We start from the raw sequence: 16472 nt of genomic DNA, 5'->3' as shown, positions 1-16472 counted from the left end.
CGGAGGAAAGAGGCCATCATAGGTACCCCGGGGACGCCGTGTGGCTCGCGGGGCGGATGACGTCCTCTGATCAGGTGGTCGGCGGTTCGATGTCCGAGTCGAGTCGTTTCCCGGACAGAATCGCCCGGGTCGTGGGGTGTGCCTCGCCCAGCTTCTCCCGGGCCCTCAGCGCGGCCTCCTCCGCCAACTGCCCCGCCTCCTCGGTGCGGCCGAACGCCCGCAGGCTCAGGCCCAGGTTGGAGGTGATGCTGATGGCGTCGTAGTGGTCGGGCCCCAGGATGTCGAGGAAGTACCGCCGCGCACGCCGGTCCCACTCGACCGCCTGCTCCAGGTCGCCCGCCAGGAAGAGGTCGTTCGCGTGATTGATCATGCAGCTGAGGCTGTACGGGTGACTCTCCCCGACGATCCGTGACATCTGGTGCAGAGCCCTGTGGGACAGCTCGCAGGCGGATTCCGTACTGCCCGTCAGTCGCCGGTACACCGAGAGGTTGGTGGCGCAGGCCAGCGTGACGGGGTGTTCCGCGCCCAGGTAGGCGCTGTAGCGGTCCATCGCCCGCTCGGCCAGCTGTCGTGCCCGCTGTGGCTCCCCGAGCGCCGCCAGGTCGCAGGCGAGACCGCAGGCCGCGGCGAGCGTGTCCGTGTGCTCCGTGCCGTGCGCCTCGACGTACCGGGAGTGGATGTCCTCGTCGATCTTTCTCGCCTGTTCGTAGTCACCCGCCCGACGCAGCGCCACGGCGAGGTTGCGGCGCGTCCTCAGCGTCTCCATATGGCTGTCCCCGAGGGTCTGTTCGTACCACTGGACGGTGGCGCGCAGCAGGTCCAGGGCTTCCCTCAGGCTCCCCGTCTCCCGCAGATCCCGGGCGTAGTTGCTGGCGAACAGCAGGGAGTAGAAGTTGTCCCGGCCGCGAGCCTCGCTCTGCTGCCGGTAGGCGAGTTCGTGGAGATCCAGGGCCGCCCGGCGATCGCCCGCGAGGTACTCCGACATACCGAGGTTGTTGGTGTACATCAGCGTGCGCGGGTGGTCGTCACCCAGTGTCCGCAGGGCTCCGTCGAGGGTCTGACGGTCGAGCTCCCGGGCCTCGAGGTAGCGGCCCAGGGCACGCAGGTCGGCGGCGACGTTCCCGGCGGCAGCGAGCGTGTGCGCGTAGTCCGGGCCCTTGGTGCGGTGGAACCGCTCGAAGGTGTCGTGGTCGATCTCGTACGCCGTCTCCAGCCGCCCCCTGGAGCGGAGCACGTTGCCGAGCTGGATGCGCAGCATCAGGGTCTGTGGGTCGTCGGGGTGCCCGATCCCGCACGCCTTCCAGCGGGCCAGCGTGCGTTCCGCGAGCTCCTGGCCATCCGTGTGCAGGCCGCGTTTCCACAGGTATCGCACGGAATCGGTGACCCACTTGCGCACTTCGGGGTCCGGGCTCTCGGCTGCCAGGCTGGGCCGCAGATGGGGAAGGAGTTCCGCATAGCGGTCCCAGTCTCCCGGTACGTCGGGGTCGCCCGGGTCGGCGTCCACCAGCGCGGCGTGCACCACACCGCGGGCCTGTGGTGTGCGTGTCTCGTCGACCTGGTCGCGGATGACGGCCTGCACCAGTCGGTGCACTGTGAGGGTCGCGCTGCTCTGGTCGCTCTTGGCCAGGCCGAACCGGTTGATCGCCCGGACGAGTTGGGCCACCGCCATCTCGTCGCGCGGCTCACCCGGCGGCAGGGTCAACGCCTTGGTGACGGCCTTGCTGTAGAGGAGTCGCAACGGAATGGGATCGGGTCCGAAGAAGGAGCAGATCTCCAGCATCTCGGCCGCCGCCTGGTTCACCCGGCGCAATTCGTCCACCGCCAGGTTCCAGGTCGCCGCGGCGGAGCGCGGGTAGTCCCGCTGCGGCAGCCGGGTCGTCTGCAGCACTTCGGTGAGGCGGCCCCTGAGCAGCTCCAGATAGGTGGCCACCGGCATGCTGCTCTCGCTCAGCCACACCGCGGCCTGGGCGACCGCGAGCGGCAGGTCGCCCAGCTCCCTGGCCACCTCGTCGGCGTCGGAGGCCGTGAGCCCGGTGTTGAGGCGGTGCAGCAGGTCGGTGCTCTCCTGGCGCTGGAACACCTCGACCTCGACCAGCCCCGCGTCGTTCACCCAGGTCCGGTCACGGGAACTGAGCAGGACGTGTCCGCCGGGCGGCCCGGTCGGGATGAACTCCGCGAGCTGTTCGGGGCGTCCGGCGTTGTCGTAGACCAGGAGCCAGCGGTCGAAGGGTTCCCCCCGGCGCAGCGCCCTCAGCACCGACTCCGCGGTGCTCACCATGTCCTCGCCGACCTCCAGGCCGAGACGCGGCGCGAGATCGGCCAGGGCCGGGCGGATCAGACCGGGTTGCGCGGCGGTTACCCACCAGACCACGTCATAGGCCGCTTTGAATCGGTGTGCGTATTCTTGGGCGATTTGCGTCTTTCCTACGCCTCCGAGTCCGTAGAGGACCTGGGTGGTGCTGCCGGAGGTGAAGCCGTTGCGCAGCCGCTCCAGCAGGAAACCCCGGCCGGTGAAGGAGACGTTCCTGGAGGGGACGCGCTGCACCGCGGGGGACGTGCCGGGGAACGGCGGGGCGGGCGAGCCGGGAGCCGGTGCGACGCTGCCCGGGATACGGGCGCGGCGGACCGGGCCGACGACCGACAGCAACTGGGCCTCGGCCTCCTCGGGGGTGCAGTGGGTGAGGTCGGCGGCGTACCGCCCCCCGAAGGGATCCCGAGCAGTGGTTTCGCCCTCCTGGACGCGCACCGCCAGCAGTGCTCCGTCGGCGCTCTGATGACCTCGCAACTGCTTCCAGACGTCCTGGGCGCGCCGCTGCACCATGTACTCGGGGGAGAGCAGTGCGAGCAGCCGTCCGCGTCCCTTCAGGACGGGGGTGACCTCGGGCAGTGCCCCGGCGCCCGGCTCGGCGGCGCTGTGCAGAGAGACCTGGTATCCGATGCCCTCCAGCCGGGCCGCGATCCACTCCGCCCACATGCGGTCGGCCGAGGCGTAGCTGACGTGGATGCGCGGCCACGACGTCCTGGGGTCGAGGTAGGCGGCACGCATCCGCTGCCGCTCCTCCTCCGGATGGGGGACGAGGGATCGCACCCGGCCGTCGGTGACCCACGCGGTGAGCCGCTCGAAAGCCGCGAGCAGGTTGCCCGGCTGGGAGGGCCGGTCCCGGACCGTGGTCGGGATCTCGGCGTAGGCGTAGTACTTCTTGTAGGGGATCTCGACCTCTCCCCAGTACTGTTCGTGCTCCGGCTCGGCCAGCCAGGCGAGGAACGGTCCGAACTCGGCACGAGCCAGGTCCCGGCCCCATTCGAGCAGTTCCTGTTCGCCGTCCTCGACCCGCATGGGGACCGGGAGGATGCGTACGGGGTGGCGCGCCTCCGAGGCCACCGACTGCGCGACGTCCAGGCCGCCCTCGATGCTCTGGTGGTTCAGCACGAACCCGTCGACGAGGACGTCCGGCATCACGGTGGTGCAGATCCCCGAGATGTCACTGACACCCGTGCGGCTGTCGATGAGGACGTAGTCGTACGAGGCCTTCATCTCCTCCCGCAGTGCCTGGAGGAAGGCACCGCCGCCGAGGCGTTCGTAGAACGCGCGCCAGTTGAAGCTGGTGACGTCCGCGGAGTACGAGGGGGACATGCGCCCCGCGGGCAGGAAGTCGAGCCGGCCACCCGCGGGGAACCGAAGGTCCAGGCCGGTGGTGCGAGCGCCGAGCCGTGCGTGGGACCGCAGTTCGTCGTCGCTCATCACCGTGGTCTCGGCGCCGGAATCAGGCGGCTCCCCGGGGCGTATCACCTGTCCGACGAAGGCGTTCACCATGTTGATCAGGCCGTCGGTGTCCCGCAGCTTCGGGTCGAGGAGGAAAGGGCGCAGATAGCGGTGCAGGCCGGGAGCTTCGAGGTCCCAGTCGACCAGCAGCACCCGCTTGCCGTTGCTGGCCATGATCCAACCGACGTTGACCAGGGCCATCGTGCGGCCTGTGCCACCTTTGTAGGAGTAGAAGGTGACTATCCTGCCGGCGTCCCGAGCCTCGGCCTCAGAGCTCATCGTCCTGATCCTTCTGCAGGGGGGTACGACCCGGCTGCTCGGTCGGATCGTCGGTGCTGGGCGGTGGTGTGTACGGGACACTGAGTCCAGGCATGGGCGGTACCGACGGTGCGGCGGGCAGCCGCCGCGGAGCGGCCTTCTCCATGAGACGGTTCTGGGCGACCACCACCATGCGGGCCAGCCGGTCCTCGAACCGATGTCTTTCGACCTGGACCTGGAACAGCGGATCGTAGGGGTCGTTGCGCCGCATCCAGTTCCGTCTGAAGACCTGTTGAAGGTCGGTCCACAGCGTCTCGTCACCGGATTCCTCGTCCGTCTCGTGACACGGTACGAGGACGCCGGTGACGGGGTGGTTCTGCCGGTCGTAGTCGGACAGCGGAGCGCGGTACTGGCTTTCCCGGGCCGCCCACGCGTCGACGAGCAGCACGGACGTCTGGTTGTTGTACATGGCCTCGTCGAGCTTCTCGCCGAGGCCCCGGTCGACGACTTCCAGACTGGTCGTGCACCCCTCGTCGATGATGACGCGCTGAGCCCGTAGGGCCACGGTGGGATGGATCGGAGGGTGGTACGGCGTCCAGTCGAGCGGTGAGGGCCCGTAGTACTCGCGCCGCTGCCGGCCCGCGGGCAGGGGGTCGGTGACGCCCGCCGCGATGAACATCCGGACGTGACCCGTACTGTGTCTCCCCGGCCCCGCGGGTTCCCGTCCTTCGAAGGGGCTGCGCACGGCCCCGAGGTCGAGGCCCGGCGCGCGGGGCAGCCGGAAGTGATCGGCCACGTGGTGCACCCGCTTCGCGACGAGTTCCAGCACGGCGCGGTAGGCGCGGCCCCCGGGGGCCGAACGCAGCAACCCCATCAGACCCTGCTCCAGGTACTCCTGGCCCATCGCCGGTTCGAAGTACTGGTACTTGCTGATCTCCGGCGGCATCGCATGGTGCAGGGGGGTCCACAGGACCGGTATGAGCGCCGGAACCTCTATGTCGGTCTGCTCGCGATACCTCAGCAGCCGGGACTCGAACGCGGCCCATTCCTTGCCGCAGTAGAGGCTGTTGACGTAACCGGGCGAGCACAGGGCCACCACGGCCCGGCAGTGCCCGATCTCGCTGCCGAGCGTGCTCTCCCAGTCCATGCCCAGGCCGATCCGCTCGATGTCGAGGAACGGCTGTTGTCCGCTGCAGTCCGCGCCCAGACGGCTCAGCTCCGCGACCAGGTCGTCGTAGAAACGGCCCACGAAGGCGCTGCCACGATCGTCCCGGCGCGCATAGCTGAGGAAGAAGTACGGCTCTCTCTCCAAAGCACCCCCCGGCCGCCGTATCCGGCCGCAGGCGTTTCACCGCGCCTGAGAGCCGGGACACGTGCGTAGCAACGTGATACCCAGCGGGGCGGAGGCTCAACTCACCGCGGAGGGACGGATCGTAGTTGGCCGAAAGGAGGCGAGACGGGCTGCCGGTGCGTCAGAGAAGGGCCGACGAGAACGCGGCGAAGCTCTCGCCCGAGGGGAAGCGCACGTCGTGGAGCACCGACGCGAGGACCGTGTCCGGCAGGTCGTCCAACGCGTCCATGGGCAGGTCGGTGATGTCCACCAGGTCCGAGACGTACTCGGAGCCGCTCGTCTCTCTCAGCACCTGCAGTGCCTTTCTACCCCGCACGCGCCGACTTCGGCGGGCGTGCCTGTTGTCCGGTGCCACGCCGGAGCACCGGGCGACTTGAGAGAGCCTAATGCCCAAAAGCAGCTCTGATACGCAGTCCGACGCCCGGTGCCAGGAAATTCGTGCCCTTTGTCGACGGTGATCGGTTGTAGCAGTTCTGGCCGGAGAAGGACACTCCCGTGCGGGGCCTGCAGGAAGGTGGGGTTCCGGGGTGTCGATCTCTTGGGGTGGGCAGGGTTTTCGGCAGGTAGGTGTGTCGGGCCGGGAGGGGGACCACATGTGGGTGGCGTTGGCGATACTCGGCGTGCTTGTCGTGTTCAACGGAGAGTTCCGGGTGCTGGCGGTCGCCGCCGGAGCGCTCCTGTTGTGGGTCGGGCACAAACGCAGCAGCATGCTGGTGACGGCGGTCGGGGCGGGTTTCCTCGCGCTGATGCTGTACGCGGCGTACTGAGCCCGGCCCGCCCGTGCCCCCGAGGGCCCTCGTCCTCGTCGGTCAGCTCCCCGCCAGCCCCGTCTTCACGCCCGCGCCGCACAGCGGCACCACCGCCGTGCGCGACCCGAGCGCTCCCTCCCGTACCGCCGCCCAGCAGGCCACGCCCGTGGACTCGACGTACAGGCCGCGGGAGGCCAGGTCGCGTTGGGCGTGGCGGATCTGGTCCTCCGTCACGGTGAGGAAGGCGCCGCCCGAGTCGCGTACGGCGCGGAGGACCTGACGGGCCCGGGGCGGGCGCGGGATGGCGATGCCCTCGGCGAAGGTGGGTGCCACGGGGGTGGTCCCGACGAGGTCGTCCGCGCCCTCGGTCCAGGCGTGGGCGAGCGGCGCCACGGCGGCGGACTGGACGGCGTAGAGGGCGGGCCGGCGGTCGATGAGGCCCGCCGCGTGCAGTTCGGCGACGGCCAGGGACGCGCCCAGCAGCAGTGTGCCGTTGCCCACCGGCACGACGATCACCTCGGGAAGGCGCCCGCCGAGGTCCTCCCACAGTTCGTGGACGTACGTCTTGGTGCCGTGCAGGAAGTACGGGTTGTAGACGTGCGAGGCATAGAAGACGCCGTCCTCGTCCGCCGCCGCGCGGGCGACCCGGGCCGTGGCCTCGCGATCGCCGTCGACGAGGTGGAGCTGCGCGCCGTGCGCTCCGATCTGCTCCAGCTTCTTGTCCGACGTGCCGGCCGGGACGTACACCGTGCAGGGCAGCGCGGCCCGTGCGCAGTACGCGGCGACCGCCGTGCCGGCGTTGCCGCTGCTGTCGGCGATCACCTGCCGGGGCCCCAGCCGAAGGGCCAGCTCGGCGAGGAGCACCGCGCCCCGGTCCTTGAAGGACAGCGTCGGCATCAGGAAGTCGAGCTTGGCCCGGATGCCCTCCCGCAGTTCTACGAGCGGGGTCCGGCCCTCGCCCAGCGAGACCGTGGGCGACGCCAGGGGGAGGCATTCCGCGTAGCGCCAGAGCGAGTTCACCCGGCCGGAGAGGGACTTGAGCGATGCCGGCGTGGGCGCGAAGTCCAGGTCCAGGGGGCCTCGGCAGGCCGGGCAGCACCAGGCGAGGGAGGCGGCGGGGACGCGCGTTCCGTCCGTCGGGCAGAAGCGATCCGGCAGAGGGGTCATGCACGCAGGTTAGTTCGGGGGAGGCGGGTCGGCAGGTGCGGCAGAGACGGCTGTGGTCGCGGCGGAGGGGGAGGGGATGGCGGCCGCGAGCCCCGCGTACGCCGCGAGCCCCGCGTACGCCGCGAGCCCCGCGTACTCGGCGGCGACCGGGGCCGCCCCGGCGTGTTCAGCGCGCCCGGCGCCCGCTTACCATGCGCCCAGTCGTACGTCAGTTCCCCTCTGCTCGCCGCAAGGAGTACCCGCACCCGTGGCCACACCCCCGCCCTTCGGGCCCCAGCCGCCTCACGGAGGTGGCCCGTTCCCGCCGCCGGGGCAGCCACAGCCGGGGGCCGGGCAGCCGTATCCGCATGGGGCGGCCGCCGAGCCCTGGGGTCGGGCCTGGGGGCAGCCGTATCCGGCGTGGGCGCCCACCCCACCCGTCAACGGGCTCGCGATCGCCGCGCTCGTGCTCGGGGTGCTCTGCTTCCTGCCGGGGATCGGGGTGGTCCTGGGCGTCGTCGCGCTGGCGCAGATCAGGAAGAGGGGGGAACGCGGCAAGGGCATGGCGGTGGCCGGAATCGTTCTGTCGACGGTGGGCGCGCTGCTGATGACCCTCGCCTTCACCACGGGCGGCGCGCGCGACGCGTATGAGGGCTTCCGTTCCGCGGCGAGCGGCGCGGGTGGCACATTCTCCGTGGCGAAGGGCGAGTGCTTCGACTCGCGCAGCGGCTCCCTGGAGGGGTACGCGTACGACGTCGACATCGTGCCGTGCGACGGTGCGCACGACGCCGAGGTGTTCGCTTCCTTCGCGATGCCGGACGGCGGCGGTGACTTCCCGGGCGACGACGCCGTCACCGAGGTCGCCGACGACCGGTGCCACCCGTACTCGGAGGCGTACGCGATGGACACCTGGGCGCTCCCGGCCGACGTCGACGTCTACTACTTCACGCCCACGCGGGAGAGCTGGCGGTACGGCGACCGCGAGATCACCTGCATGTTCGGCAACGTCGACCCGAAGGCCCACCTGACGGGCTCGCTGCGGCAGGACCGGACGACCCTCGACGACGACCAACTCGCCTTCCTGGAGGCCGACGCGATCCTGAACGGCGCCTTCGACGAAATGCCTGGGACGGAGTACGTCGAGGACGACCTGGCCGGGCACAAGGAGTGGGCGGCGCAGGTGGTCGACGCCTTGGAGCGGCAGGCGGCCGCCTTGCGCGTGCACGACTGGGAACCCACCGCCGAGCGGGACGTCACCGACTACGCCGAGGCCCTGGACGAGGCGCGCGAGGAGTGGGAGGCGGCGCACGAGGCGGACGACGCCGACGATTTCACCGACCACTGGGACGCGGCGCACCGGCTGACCGACGGATCCAAGGCCATCACCGCGCGCGAGGCTCTGGGGCTGGCCATCGAACCGCCGACGTACGACGACGAGGGCACCGGCGGGGGCGACGGCGAGGACGGGCCCGGCGCGGAGGTGTGATCGCATCCATAGTGGGGAGAAAGTGCCTGCGTAAAGCCCTCCCCGGGTGCATGTCATCACATCGAGTGATTCTCTGGCCTTTGCTTGCATGGCTGAACCCACGGTTGCCAGGCTGTTGCTGTCTGTACATCCAGATGGGAGCGGCTAGTGACTTTCGGTGAGCAGCCGGCGTACTTGCGTGTCGCGGGTGATCTCCGCAGGAAGATCGTGAACGGATCGCTGCCGCCCCACACCCGCCTCCCCTCCCAGGCCCGTATCCGCGAGGAGTACGGCGTCTCGGACACGGTCGCGCTGGAGGCCCGCAAGGTCCTCATGGCCGAGGGGCTGGTGGAAGGTCGCTCAGGGTCGGGCACGTATGTGCGAGAGCGGCCGGTGCCGCGCCGGGTCGCCCGCTCCGGGTTCCGGCCTGCCGGGGGCGCCACCCCCTTCCGGCAGGAGCAGGCCGACGACGGGGCGCGCGGCACCTGGGAGTCGCGCAGCGAGCAGGTCGAGGCAGGACCCACGGTCGCCGAGCGGCTCGCGATCCAGCCCGGCGACCGCGTGATGTGCACCAGGTACACCTTCCGGGACGCGGGCGAGACGATGATGCTCTCCACCTCCTGGGAGCCCCTCGCCCTCACCGGCCGCACCCCCGTGATGCTTCCGGAGGAGGGGCCCCTCGGCGGTATGGGCGTCGTCGAGCGCATGGCCGCCATCGACGTGGTCGTGGACAACGTCACCGAGGAGGTCGGTGCCCGCCCCGGCCTGGCCGACGAACTGCTCGCCCTCGGCGGTGTCCCCGGGCATGTCGTCCTGGTCGTCCACCGTACCTACTTCGCCTCCGGACGCCCGGTGGAGACGGCGGACGTGGTGGTGCCGGCGGACCGGTACCAGGTGGCGTACCACCTGCCGGTGAAGTGAGGCCGGAAGGCGGCCCGTTCGGGAATCCGGCGGAATCCGTGTGTAACGGACGGTGGCGCGGGCATGGGGCAAGTGGCCCTTGCCGGAGGGAAGTTGAAACCGCCCCAGCCTTGGGGGAATCGTCCGAACGTAGTTCGAATTCGGTCGTTCTTGGCGGCGGGTCGTCATGGCGCCCGGTAGGTGCCCGTTTCGCGCGAAGGGCGCGGGACCGCTGCTCGTCGGAGCGTTGGGGGGCGCGCGGGTGGTGATCGGCGGCGCGTTCGACGGGGTGCGCCCGCCTCGTCCTGGCTGGTTGCGTACCTCTTTGTGAGAAGTCGGATTCGCTGTGTGAAGGTTAGGCGTACGCTCGGGCATATGCGGATTGCGGTTTCCTTAGGTGGCGGGGCGCGGCGACATCCGGGGGCGGGGCCTGGAGGGGCCGGGGCGGGAAGGAGCGGTGGGGGTCGATGAACGACGGCACGATCACTCTTCCCTGGCTCGTCATACGGCAGGACGACAACGGCAATCGCTACCGGGTGGGCAGGTACGCGACGCGCGCCGAAGCGCAGAAGATCGCGGACAGTCTCGACGACCGCGGTCACAAGCAGCTCTACTGGGTCGAGCGCATCGGGCAGAACAGCCAGAGCGGGATGAATGGGAGCAAGTGACGCACCCTGCCCGGCGTCCGTGTCCGCTCCCGTAGGCTCCCGCGCATGACCGAACCGATCGTGGTGGTGGGCGCCGCTCTGCTGAGCGGCGGCCGACTGCTCGCCGCGCGCCGCAGCGCACCGCCTGAGCTGGCCGGACGGTGGGAGCTGCCGGGCGGCAAGGTGGAGCCCGACGAGTCTCCCGAGCAGGCGCTCGTGCGTGAGCTGCGCGAGGAGTTGGGTGTCGAGGCGAAGTCCGCGGAGCGGGTGCCCGGTGAGTGGGTGGTACGGCCGGGCTATGTGCTGCGGGTGTGGATCGCGCATCTGCTGTCGGGTGAGCCACGAGCGCTGGAGGACCATGACGAGCTGCGTTGGCTGACCGCGGACGAGGTGTGGGACGTCGACTGGCTGGACCAGGATGTCCCGGCGGTGATGGAGGCGGCTCGGCTGGCTTGGGGGGACGGGGGAGCCTGATCCCGCCCCATCCGCCCCGGCTTCGGCGGCGTCAAAGACTCGGGGCTCTGCCCCGGACCCCCTTCGCGCAGTTCCCCGCGCCCCTGTAGGGCTGGGGCGACAGTTGGGGGTTGTCGCCCCTACGCCGTTCGTGCCACAGTGCGCCCTCGTGCGCGGTACTTCGGGCTGGATATCGGGTATGTGCCCATTAACCCCATGAAACCGGACAGGGTCTGCTTCTGGACTGGGAAGTGATCGGCGTGATCGACAGCGGAGACGACTGCGCCGAGTGGACCTTTCCCGCGCAGCCGGGGGCGGTGCGGGACGCCCGTGCGGTGGTGCGGGCGCGGCTGCGCGAGTGGGGACTGGAAGTGCTCGCGGACATCACCGCCCTGTTGGTGAGCGAACTGGTGACCAACGCGCTGCGGCACGCGACGGGACCCATCGGAGTGCGGCTCGTGCGTCCCACCGACCCCTCCGGGACGCTTCTGGTCGAGGTCTCCGACCCGTTGCCCGATCCACCACGCGAACGCGCGGCCGATATCGACGACGAGAGCGGCCGGGGGCTGCAGTTGGTGGCCTGTTCCTCGCGTGCCTGGGGTACCCGCCCGGGAGAGGCGGGCAAGACCGTCTGGTTCGAGCTGGCGGTTCCCGGCTGAGCGACCCCGTCGACGTACAGGGCGACGGCGCGGGTGCACGGAGGGGGTTCACGGCGTACGGCCGGGGGAGGGGGCGGCTCCCGGGGGCGCGTGTGCGACCGACTGGTTCAAGCCAGTAGGGCTGGCTGGAGTCTTTGATTCGAGGGGGCAACGCCTGGTTAGAAGACTTGGGAGTATGTCGCAGCCGGTCCAAAAACGATCGGGACCGTGCTGTGATCGTGAACACCGTGTTGCGCGGCGCCGTAGTGCTGGATACTGCGGGCAGCCGCCCCTGGTGACCGAAGCCGGACGCGGTGAGCTGGAGGGGACGGTTCGCGTGAGCGAGATACCAGCGAAGGCCACGAAGGCCACGGGGTCAGGGAACCCGTCGGACCGTGCGAGGCCCGAGGCCGCAGACGATTCCGGCCTGGGCGGAGCCACTCGCGACAGCGGTGCCGCACGCGACAGTACGGCGGCCGCGTCCGCCGGCGGGGCGGCCGGATCGACCGACGGGGCGACCGAATCCGCCCAGAGGGTGGTCGGTTCCGCCGCCGGGACGGTCGGATCCACCGACGCTCCGGGCTTCATGGGTGGTCACGCGGTCGGTGACCCGATGTGGCAGACCAGCCCGCCCGGGTCCATGTACGACTACATCAAGGTCGCCTCGTTCTCGATCGGTCCCGACGGACTCGTCGACCAGTGGAGCCTGCGAGCCGAGCAGTTGTTCGGTATCTCGGCGGAACGGGCCGTGGGGATGGACCCCATCGAGGTGTTCGTCGACCCCGATCGGCGTGCGGAGGGCCAGCGGAAGATGGCCGAGGTCCTCGACGGCCGGGAGTGGACCGGGGTGGTCCCCTTTCGGATGCCGGGCCCCGGCGGGGAGGAGGGGCTCGCCGAGGTCTATGTGATGCCCACCACCGCGGAAGGCGGTGAACGGGCCGCCGTGTGCATCGTCGTGGACGTCCGGACCCTGCGCCGCATAGAGACCGACCTTGCCGCTTCGCAGGCCATATTCGGCCAATCTCCGTTCGGGTTCCTTCTGATAGACACCGATCTCCGGGTCAGGCGCGCCAACCGGCGTTTCGCCTCCATCTACGGTGGCGAGGTCGACGACCACCGGGGCCGGGGCGTCCACGACTATCTGCAGTCCCCGGAGGCCGAGCGGGTCGAGGCGACCCTGCGGCGGGTCATGGAGACCGGCGACTCGATCACGGACATGCACATCACGGGCTTCGTGCCCGGCTCCGAGGAGCGCCGCCACTGGTCCATCAACCTCTTCCGCGTGCACAGCGGCACCGGCCGCCCCATCGGCATCGCCTGGCTCGCCACCGACATCACGGCCCGCCGCTCCGCCGCCCGTGAAGCGGCCGCCGCCCGGCGGAATCTGGCCCTCCTCAACGAGGCCGGGACGCGCATCGGCAACTCCCTCGATCTGGAGACCACCGCCCGCGAACTCCTCGACGTCGTCGTCCCCGGCTTCTGCGACCTGGCCACCGTCGACCTCTACCAGGGCCTGCTGGTGGGCGACGAGACTCCGCCCGGACTCGCCGACGGCAGCGCCGAGTTGCGCCGGGTCGCCTTCTCCAGCGCCGTCTCCGACGCGCCCTTCGTCGGCGGACCCGCCCCTGTCAGGGTCGGTGCCGTCCACCACTATCCGTTCAACTCGCCCTGCGCGGACGCCCTGCGCACCGCCCGCCCCCAACAGGTGCCCGAGGAGGGCAACCTGATCCAGTCGACGCTCGCCGTGCCGATGGTCGCGCACGACACCGTCGTCGGACTCGTGCAGTTCTCGCGGACCAAGGGCAGCGAGCCGTTCGGGGATCGCGACCGGGGCCTCGCCGTCGAACTGGCCGCGCGCGCCGCCGTCTGCATCGACAACGCGCGCCTCTACCGCCGCGAACACGAACGCGCCCTCATCCTGCAGCGCTCCCTGCTGCCGCCCGGCGACCCCGAGGCCTCCGGGCTGGACATCGCCTGCCGCTATCTGCCGGGCAACGCGGCCACCGAGGTCGGCGGCGACTGGTTCGACGTCATCGAACTCCCCGGTCACCGCACGGCGCTCGTCGTCGGCGACGTGATGGGCCGCGGACTGCGGGCAGCGGTGGCCATGGGTGAACTTCGTACGGCCGTACGCACGTTGGCTCTGCTGGACCTGGAGCCCGCCGAAGTCCTCTCGGCGCTCGACGAGATCGCCCGGGGCCTCGGCACCCCCGGCGGCGTCCAGTCGGCCTCCCGCACCGCCGCCAGCCGGCCCCACGACAAGGACCTCTCCGAGGTCTACCTCGCGACGTGCGTCTACGCCGTCTACGACTCGGTGACCCGTCGCTGCACCTTCGCCAACGCCGGCCATCTGCCGCCCGTGCTGGTCGAGCCGGGCGAGAGCGCGCTGATGCTCGACGTGCCGCCCGGCATGCCGCTCGGTGTCGGCGGCGAACCGTTCGAGGAGGTGGAGGTCGAACTGCCCGAAGGGGCACTGTTGGCGCTCTACACGGATGGACTGGTCGAATCCCGCGACCACCCCCTCGACGAGGGGCTCCAGGCGTTCGTCGGCGCGCTCACCGACCCCGGTCAGCCGCCGACCACGCTCCGCGCGGACACGCCCCGGTCCCTGGAGGACGTGTGCGACCACGTCCTCAACACCCTCGACACCCACCACGGCGAGGACGACATCGCGCTGCTGATGGCCCGTGTGCAGGGGCTGCCGGAGGACTCCGTCGGCGACTGGACCCTGCCGCGTGAGCCGCGCAGCGTGGGGCGCGCCCGTGAGTACGCGCGCGGCCGGCTGCTCGCGTGGGATCTGGAACCGCTCGTCGACACGGCGGAACTGCTGGTCAGCGAGCTGGTCACCAATGCGCTGCGGTACGGCGAGGGCGAGATACGGCTGCGGCTGCTGCTGGACCGGACGCTGGTGTGCGAGGTGTGGGACGCCGGGCTCGTGCAGCCGCGTCGGCGTCGTGCGCGGGACACGGACGAGGGCGGACGGGGGTTGCAGTTGGTCGGGCTGCTCTCCGCCGCGTGGGGCTCGCGCCGGACGCCTCGCGGCAAGACGGTGTGGTTCGAACTGCCGTTGCCGGGCGGGGAACACCGGCTGACGGATCCGGCGGAGGCGTTGCTGAGCCTGTTCTAGGGCCGGATCGCGCGGTTCCCCGCGCCCCTGCCGGGGGTGCGGTGTGACCCGGCTGTTCAGAACCGGCCGCTCCTCGCCCTGCGGGCACGGGTGGCCGTTCCGCCGTAGCAGGCGGGGCCCCGTAGGTCCGCTCGGCCGGTGCCGTCGGGGGGCTCGCCGAGGATGATGCCGCCCAGGAGGGCTCCGGCGAGGCCGTCACCGACCGGGCCGCCGTACGGGTTGCCGTATGCCCGTACGTCCTGCTCGGCCAGGTCGCGGGCCTCCCGGGCGAGGGTGTCCGCGCGCCGGGCGTGGTCGGAGTTCTCGGCGTCGCCGTCGTCCAGTCCCAGGTGCCGTTCCGCCTCCGACAGCCGGGTCCTGGCCCGTACGCCCACCGCCGCCCGGTGGGTGGTGATGAAGTCGGCCGCGGCCGCGACGGCGCTGCGGGACGGCAGCCGCCAGCGGCTCTGGCGGCGCAGGACGTCGAGGGGGTCGTCGTACGGGCCCGTGTAGGGGGCGCCCTGCTTCGCGAGCTCGGTCGCGCGGGCCAGCTCCGCGGCGAGCCGCTCCACTCCGGTCACGAACAGGTCCGCCTGGTCGATCGCGCCCTCGGCGGCCCGTAGGTGTACGGCCGCGATGTCCAGGTCGCCGGGGTAGGCGCACTGACGGGCCCGGTTCAGTTCCGTGGTGGCGAAGACCAGGCGGTCCTTGGCCTGCTCGACGTGGCCGGTGACGGGGAGGGAAGCGGCGGGGGCGTAGGTGTCGCGGAGGGCGGTGAGGGTGGTGGACGCGGTCGCGGTACGGCCGGTCAGCTCACGGAAGCGGGCCTCCGCGTGCTCCAGGGCGGGGGTGATGTCCCGCTCCAGGGAACGGAGTTGATCGAAGGCGGGGGTCGCCGTGTCGAGTCGCCGCTGTGCCGTGGTGCACCGGGTGAGGATCTCCTCCAGCAGCGCGCGTTCCTCTTCGGGCGTCAGCGAGTCGCCCTCCTCGTCCAGCCGCTGGCCCGCCCCGAACGCGGCCACCAGCTCACCCCGCGCGTCCGCCAACGCCTCCACGAACGGCCGCACCGCGTCCCGCGCCGCGGGCGTCTCCGCGAAGGGCTGAGCCGGATCGAGCGTGAACGGCTTCGGCGTGTGGGGTCGGCTGGGGCCGACCGCCGGTGGGTTCTCTTGGTGGGACCCGCCGGGGGTGGCTGCCGAGGGTTTCGCCTCGTCCGGCTGCTCCGATTCCGGCTGCTCCGATTCCGGCTGCTCCGATTCCGGGCTCTCGTGGTCCGGCACGTCGGCAGCCGGCTCCTGGGGGGCCGGCTGGTCCGCGTTCGCACTCTCCGCAGCCGGGGCGTCCGTGGCGGGCCTTGCCGCGTCCTGCCCGTTCGCGTCCGGCATTGCCGCCACCTCCTGTCCGTCCGCGTCCTGCCCGTCCGCGTCCGGTTCCCCCGGGTCCTGCTCGTCGACGGCCCGCCCTTTCGTGTCCTGTTCCGGTGGTTCCTCCCGGAGTGGGGCGGTGGGGGCTCGGCCCGGGCGGGCTGCCGCGAAGCCGAGTTCCTCCGTGCTGGTGCGGACGCTGTCGTCGGTCTCGACCAGCAGGCGTCGGGCGCGGCTGTGCACATCGGACAGGGGGGTGGTGGGAGGTTCGTAGACGCCGGTCGGGGTCGTGCGCAGCCGGGCGCGGCGCCTGCGCCGTACGAGGGAGTACGCGGCGACGGCGACGGCCGTGCCCGCGGCCGCCACCGGCAGGACCAGATCCGAGCCGGAGCTGTCGTCGGCCGGAGCCGCGCTCCCGTCGCCGTCGGTGGCCGGGGCCATGACGAGCCGACCGGGCGCGGCAGCCGCGGGCCACTCGCCGACGGGGGGACCCATGACCCGGGCCACGGACCCGTCGGGGACGTGCGGGCCCGTGGGGCGCCCCTCCGCGGCCGTCTGCGTCGCCGTGGGCAGCAGGAGCCACGCCAGGGCCACGAGCCCTCCGAACGCGGTGTGGGCCACGCGCACGGCTA

At 71.3% G+C, this 16472-nt stretch carries 12 protein-coding genes; 7 read left to right on the top strand and 5 right to left on the bottom strand.

Going from position 1 to position 16472, the window contains the following annotated elements; translation table 11 throughout:
- Window positions 1–70: 70 nt before the first annotated feature.
- From fxsT to fxsA, 3 genes are all read right to left on the bottom strand, one after another.
- Window positions 71–4042: an FxSxx-COOH system tetratricopeptide repeat protein gene (fxsT, locus tag P8T65_RS15915; RefSeq protein ID WP_316726019.1), complete on the bottom strand. Its 3972-nt coding sequence runs from the start codon at window positions 4040–4042 to the stop codon at window positions 71–73.
- Window positions 4032–5333 (bottom strand): TIR-like protein FxsC, encoded by a 1302-nt coding sequence (locus tag P8T65_RS15910; RefSeq protein ID WP_316726018.1) that lies wholly within the window; start codon window positions 5331–5333, stop codon window positions 4032–4034. The genes fxsT and P8T65_RS15910 overlap by 11 nt, the downstream gene beginning before the upstream one ends.
- A 160-nt stretch (window positions 5334–5493) precedes the next feature.
- A complete protein-coding gene (gene fxsA / locus P8T65_RS15905; RefSeq protein ID WP_184899050.1) occupies window positions 5494–5664 on the bottom strand; it encodes an FxSxx-COOH cyclophane-containing RiPP peptide in 171 nt (56 codons plus the stop codon).
- A gap of 301 nt (window positions 5665–5965) precedes the next feature.
- On the opposite strand from fxsA, the gene P8T65_RS15900 reads away from it, so the two are divergent.
- Window positions 5966–6139, top strand: a complete 174-nt coding sequence (locus P8T65_RS15900; RefSeq protein ID WP_316726017.1) for a hypothetical protein — start codon at window positions 5966–5968, stop codon at window positions 6137–6139.
- A gap of 42 nt (window positions 6140–6181) precedes the next feature.
- Here P8T65_RS15900 and P8T65_RS15895 read toward each other — a convergent pair whose 3' ends face one another.
- Window positions 6182–7288 carry a threonine synthase gene (locus P8T65_RS15895; RefSeq protein WP_316726016.1) on the bottom strand — a complete coding sequence of 369 codons (1107 nt, stop codon included), beginning with the start codon at window positions 7286–7288 and terminating at the stop codon, window positions 6182–6184.
- A 247-nt stretch (window positions 7289–7535) separates the two neighbouring features.
- Between P8T65_RS15895 and P8T65_RS15890 the strand changes: the two genes are divergently transcribed.
- The 6 genes from P8T65_RS15890 to P8T65_RS15865 all read left to right on the top strand — a co-directional run bounded on the left by P8T65_RS15890 (window position 7536) and on the right by P8T65_RS15865 (window position 14497).
- A complete protein-coding gene (locus tag P8T65_RS15890; protein ID WP_316726015.1) occupies window positions 7536–8753 on the top strand; it encodes a DUF4190 domain-containing protein in 1218 nt (405 codons plus the stop codon).
- Between the two features lie 147 nt (window positions 8754–8900).
- Window positions 8901–9653, top strand: a complete 753-nt coding sequence (locus tag P8T65_RS15885) for a GntR family transcriptional regulator (protein WP_316726014.1) — start codon at window positions 8901–8903, stop codon at window positions 9651–9653.
- A gap of 446 nt (window positions 9654–10099) precedes the next feature.
- Window positions 10100–10300 (top strand): SPOR domain-containing protein, encoded by a 201-nt coding sequence (locus P8T65_RS15880; RefSeq protein ID WP_184899060.1) that lies wholly within the window; start codon window positions 10100–10102, stop codon window positions 10298–10300.
- Between the two features lie 45 nt (window positions 10301–10345).
- The gene (locus tag P8T65_RS15875) at window positions 10346–10753 is read left to right on the top strand and encodes a (deoxy)nucleoside triphosphate pyrophosphohydrolase (RefSeq protein WP_316726013.1); all 408 of its coding nucleotides are present in this window, start codon (window positions 10346–10348) and stop codon (window positions 10751–10753) included.
- 230 nt (window positions 10754–10983) lie between these two features.
- Complete coding sequence (locus tag P8T65_RS15870) at window positions 10984–11391, top strand: ATP-binding protein (RefSeq protein ID WP_316726012.1); 408 nt, start codon at window positions 10984–10986, stop codon at window positions 11389–11391.
- Between the two features lie 316 nt (window positions 11392–11707).
- On the top strand, window positions 11708–14497 hold the full coding sequence (locus P8T65_RS15865) for a SpoIIE family protein phosphatase (protein ID WP_399099008.1): 2790 nt from the start codon (window positions 11708–11710) through the stop codon (window positions 14495–14497).
- A gap of 56 nt (window positions 14498–14553) precedes the next feature.
- On the opposite strand, the gene P8T65_RS15860 is transcribed toward P8T65_RS15865, so the two are convergent.
- Entirely contained in the window at window positions 14554–16461 is a 1908-nt protein-coding gene (locus tag P8T65_RS15860; protein ID WP_316726011.1) for a hypothetical protein, read from the bottom strand.
- Window positions 16462–16472 lie beyond the last annotated feature (11 nt).

This window comes from Streptomyces sp. 11x1 (assembly GCF_032598905.1).
Classification (GTDB): Bacteria; Actinomycetota; Actinomycetes; order Streptomycetales; family Streptomycetaceae; genus Streptomyces.
Note: the sequence above shows the minus strand (reverse complement) of the source record. Positions and strands in the feature narration are given on the sequence as shown.